Origin of the sequence: Nonomuraea sp. K271 (assembly GCF_009908215.1) — a bacterium.
Lineage (GTDB): Bacteria > Actinomycetota > Actinomycetes > Streptosporangiales > Streptosporangiaceae > Nonomuraea > Nonomuraea longispora.
Genome location: NZ_JAAAHR010000314.1, coordinates 1 through 4,420, shown reverse-complemented (window position 1 = coordinate 4,420; position 4,420 = coordinate 1). Strand labels below are relative to the sequence as shown.

The window sequence follows — 4,420 nt, the reverse complement described above, 5'->3', positions numbered from 1 at the left end:
CCCCGCGCGCCGCGTAGTCCCCCACCAGCGCCGCCTTCTCCCCGTCCCCGACGTGCATGCCGAGCAACATGGGCAGCCCGCGCTGCGCCGCCAGCCCCACCGTCGGCCCTGAGGTGCACGCGACGACCGGCCGCATCGGCGCCTCCGGCACCACCCCGACCTCCCTGAACCGGAAGAACTCCCCGTCCGCCGCCACCCGTCCCGTCGAAAGCGCGTCGAGCAGCACGTCGAGCGACTCCTCGAACCCCCGCTCGAACCGTTCGGCCCCCGTGCCGAACACCTCCAGGTCCACCCACGGACCGCCCCTGCCCACGCCCAGCGTGAACCGCCCGCGGGAAAGGTGGTGCAGCATGGCCGCCTGCTCGGCCAGCGCCACCGGATGCTGCGTGGACAACACGCTCACGGCCGTGCCGAGCCCGATGCGCGTCGTCCTGCCGGCGGCGACCGCCGCCAGGGTCGTGGCCGACGGGCACACGCCGTACGACATGAAATGGTGCTCGGCGATCCACGCGTCGTCGAACCCCGCCTCCTCCGCCGCCACGACCAGCTCGACGGCGTCGGACAACACCCGCCCGGCTTCCTGGCCGGGAAACTGCGCCGCGATCAGAAAGATGCCCATTCGCACCTGATCCATCATGACGGCTCAGCCGGCAGGAGGCGGCCGGTCAGCCGAAGAGCGTCGCCTGTCCTTCGCCCGCCAGCGGGTCGCGGTGCTGCTTGAGATGCCGCCACTGCGGGAGACCGTCCAGGTAGGACCACGAGAGCCGGTGGTGCGGGGTGGGCCCCAGCCGGGCGAGGGCCTCCTGGTGCAGCGGCGACGGGTAGCCGGCGTTCTCGGCGAAGCCGTACTCGTCGCAGCCGATCGTCCCCATGTAGGCGTCGCGCCGCACCTTGGCCAGCACGGACGCCGCCGCGACCGAGATGCTCGCCGCGTCGCCTCCGATCTCCAGCCGCACCGGCCAGGGCGCTCCGATGTAGTCGTGCTTGCCGTCGAGGATCACCGCGTCGGGGCGTACGGGCAGCGCCTCCAGCGCCCGGCGGGCCGCCCTGCGCAGGGCCTTCGTCATGCCGAGCTCGTCGATCTCCTCGTGACCGACCTCGCCGTAGCCGACGCCCGCCGCCCATGCGGCCAGCTCGGCCGCGAGCGGCGCGCGTTTGGCGGCGGAGACCTGCTTGGAGTCGGTCAGCCCCGCGGGCGGCTCGGACAGGTCGGTGACCACGGCGCAGACCGTCACCGGCCCCGCCCACGCGCCCCTGCCCACCTCGTCGACGCCCGCGACAGTGCGGACGCTGGGCTGGGAGAGCAGGAGGTGCTCGATGTCGTACGTCGGCGCCATGAACGCAGACGCTATCGCCTCCACGGCCGCCCCGGTGCGGGGTCGCCGGCGGAACGGCGGCTCACTCGCCGAACGACCGGCCCACCACGTCCTTGGCCGAGCGGGCCGGCCCGTCGGGCCAGTCGGCGAGCATGTTGTCCTCGGTCCGCCGGCGCTCCGCCGGGCGTACCGGTTCGAGGTCGGCCGCGATGTAGCGGGCGGCCACGTGGATGGCCCGCAACGTCACCGACACCGACGGCCGGTTGACGCTGGAGCCCCTGGCGACGGCGTGCACGACGCGCCCCACCGGGTTGCCGGGGAACTGCCGTACGGCCAGCCCCCGCACCCCGGCGGCCAGCGCGAGCGCGGGCACGGCGGCGATGCCGATGCCCTTGGCGACGAGCGACAGGATGGTCCCCAGCCCTTCGAACTCCCACGGCGTCGGCCGGGTGCCGCCCACGTCGACCAGGAGGCGGTCCACGGCCAGCCGCGACGGCTCGCCGTCGGGTGTGGCCATCCACGCCTCGTCGCGCAGCTCGCGCAGGTCGAGCGGGACGTCGGGGTCGGCCAGGCGGTGCTTGCGCGGCACGACCAGCACCAGGGGGTCGTGCAGCAAGGGGAAGACCCGGAGGCTCTCGCTGTCGCGCACGCGGCCGTACCAGTCGTCGACGAGCGCGATGTCCACCTCGCCGGACTGCACCTCGCGCAGCCCGCGCCCGGACCGGCTCTGCCCCAGACGCAGCGTGAGCTGGGTGTGGCGGCGCAGCGAGCGGGCGAGCGCGGGCGCGAACGCGACCGCCGCCGTCGGGAACGCGGTGACGACCACCCGTCCCGCCGGTGTGCCCGCGTGGGCGGACAGGTCGGACTCGGCCTCCTCGACCATGGACAGGATGCGCTCGGCGTGCATGACGAGCCGGCGGCCCGCGTCGGTGAGCTCCGCGCTGCGCGCGGTCCTGTCGATCAGCGCCGTGCCGGTCTCGCGTTCGAGCGCGACGAGTTGTTGCGAAACCGCCGAAGGACTGTACCCCAGCGACTCGGCGGTCGCCGAGATGCTTCCTCGGCGTGCGAATTCGCAGATCAGCACCAAACGCCGCAATTCCAGCATCAGACTTCCTTACGCCTACCCATGAAAAGCCTCGCTTGTCCTGATGCCTGAAGGCAACCACCCTGGGAACGTGACAAACATGACGGTAACTCTGTCCGCCACTTTGGCGGCGAACGAGGACATCGAACGAAGACGACGCGCCGGGGAACGTGTGCTGCACCTGGCCTTCGGTGAGGCCGGTCTGCCCGTCCACCCGGCGCTGCGCGAGAGGCTGGCCGCCGCATCGGAGCACAACGGCTACGGACCGGTCGCGGGGGCGTCCGGACTGCGGGTCGCGGCGGCGGGCTACTGGACACGACGGGGGCTCATCACCGACCCCGAACTGGTCGTCTGCGGACCCGGCAGCAAGTCGCTGCTGTACGGCCTGCTCCTGGCGATCGGCGGAGACATCGTCTTGCCCATGCCCAGCTGGGTCAGCTACGCCGCGCAGGCCGACCTCGTCGGCGCCCGCCCCATCCTGGTGCCCGCACCTCCAGGAGAGGGCGGAGTGCCCGACCCCGACCTGGTGGCCGCCCAGGTGCGGCTGGCCAGGGCGCAGGGCCGGACCGTGAGCTCGGTGCTGGTCACGCTCCCCGACAATCCGACGGGACGGCTGGCCGACCCGGCGACCGTGGGCCGCCTGGTGGAGGTCGCCCGCGAGCTCGATCTCATGATCATCTCAGATGAGATCTACCGCGACCTGCTGCACGACCCCGACCTGCCGTACACCTCCCCGGCCGACCTCGCACCCGAGCGCTCGATCGTCACCACCGGCCTCAGCAAGAGCCTGGCTCTGGGCGGCTGGCGGATCGGCGTCGCGAGGCTCCCCGACGACGGGCACGAACTGCGCGCCCGTTTGCTCGCGGTGGCCAGCGAGATCTGGTCGGCGCCCGCGGCACCCGTGCAAGAGGCCGCCGCCTACGCCTTCAGCGACCCCCGCGAACTGACCGAGCGCATCACCCGCAGCCGCCGGCTGCACGGCCTGGTCGCACGTGCCGTGCACGACAGGTTCGCGGAGATCGGCGCCGACGTGCCCACCCCTCAGGGCGGCTTCTACCTCTACCCCGACCTCAGCCATCTCAGGCTCGGCGGCTCCGCCGAGATCACCAAACTCCTGCTGGAGAACCACGGCATCGGCGTCCTGCCGGGGCACGCCTTCGGCGACGACCCCGCCGCCGCCCGGATGAGGGTGGCGGTGAGCCTGCTCTACGGCGACACCGCACAGGAGCGGCTGACCGCTCTGACCAGCCCCGACCCGCTCGAACTCCCGTGGATCGCGGCCAATCTCCACCATCTGTCGATGGGCCTGAAAGACCTCTCGCTCGTACGTCACGGCGCGACCGCCGGGCCGGACCCCGCCCTCGTCGCCGCACACTGAAGCGGTCCCCCAGTAGGCCCACCAAGCCGGGGAAACCGGTCCCCCACCCCCACGAGGGGTCGTCGACCTGCGGAGAGACCCTGTCCGCAGCTGACCGGCCCGCGCACCGGCAGGTGTCATGATCATTCTTCCCGTCACGGCCCCGCCCGAAATTTCTGGGCGGGGCCGGTATTTTTGCCTGCCCGCCGGCGCTCTGTATGACACGCCCCCGCGTGTGCCCGGTGTCGCCTGAGTGTCATACCCAGCCGGCCATCAGCATCCAGGGGTGAGCTCAACGCCTGATCAACGGCGGATCAACGCCTCGGTGAACGGTCAGCCGGCGTCTAGGTGACGAGCAACGATGGATCTATCATCTGGTACCAAATCGTTCCATTGCTTGGAGACAGACGGCATGGCTGGTCAGAGCGTTCCAGGCGGGCTGCGGTTCGCCGTGCTCGGTCCTGTCCGCGCGTGGCGCGATGGCCGGGAACTCGACCTCGGCACCCCGCTGCAGCGCTCCATTCTCGGCATGTTGCTGCTGCGGGAAGGGCACGCGGTCACCCCCAACGAGATGATCGACGCGGTCTGGGGCGAGGAAGCGCCGCCGCGCGCCCTGGGCGCCCTGCGCACCTACGTCTCCAGGCTCCGTACGGTGCTCGAACC

General features: G+C 71.9%; 5 protein-coding genes. 2 read left to right on the top strand and 3 right to left on the bottom strand.

Features of this window, described 5'->3' with window-relative positions; all coding sequences use genetic code 11:
- The 3 genes from GUY59_RS46225 to GUY59_RS46215 all read right to left on the bottom strand — a co-directional run.
- The coding region (locus tag GUY59_RS46225; protein ID WP_161715105.1) for an LLM class flavin-dependent oxidoreductase at positions 1-625 on the bottom strand (625 nt) is incomplete at its 3' end.
- 40 nt (positions 626-665) lie between these two features.
- A complete protein-coding gene (locus GUY59_RS46220; RefSeq protein ID WP_132334009.1) occupies positions 666-1,337 on the bottom strand; it encodes a ribonuclease HII in 672 nt (223 codons plus the stop codon).
- 61 nt (positions 1,338-1,398) lie between these two features.
- Positions 1,399-2,421 carry a LysR family transcriptional regulator gene (locus GUY59_RS46215; RefSeq protein ID WP_236668150.1) on the bottom strand — a complete coding sequence of 341 codons (1,023 nt, stop codon included), beginning with the start codon at positions 2,419-2,421 and terminating at the stop codon, positions 1,399-1,401.
- A gap of 79 nt (positions 2,422-2,500) precedes the next feature.
- On the opposite strand from GUY59_RS46215, the gene GUY59_RS46210 reads away from it, so the two are divergent.
- Both GUY59_RS46210 and GUY59_RS46205 read left to right on the top strand, forming a co-directional pair.
- The gene (locus GUY59_RS46210) at positions 2,501-3,778 is read left to right on the top strand and encodes a pyridoxal phosphate-dependent aminotransferase (RefSeq protein ID WP_138208685.1); all 1,278 of its coding nucleotides are present in this window, start codon (positions 2,501-2,503) and stop codon (positions 3,776-3,778) included.
- Between the two features lie 391 nt (positions 3,779-4,169).
- Positions 4,170-4,420, top strand: a 251-nt coding sequence (locus GUY59_RS46205; RefSeq protein WP_161715104.1) for an AfsR/SARP family transcriptional regulator, incomplete at its 3' end; no start/stop codon positions are given.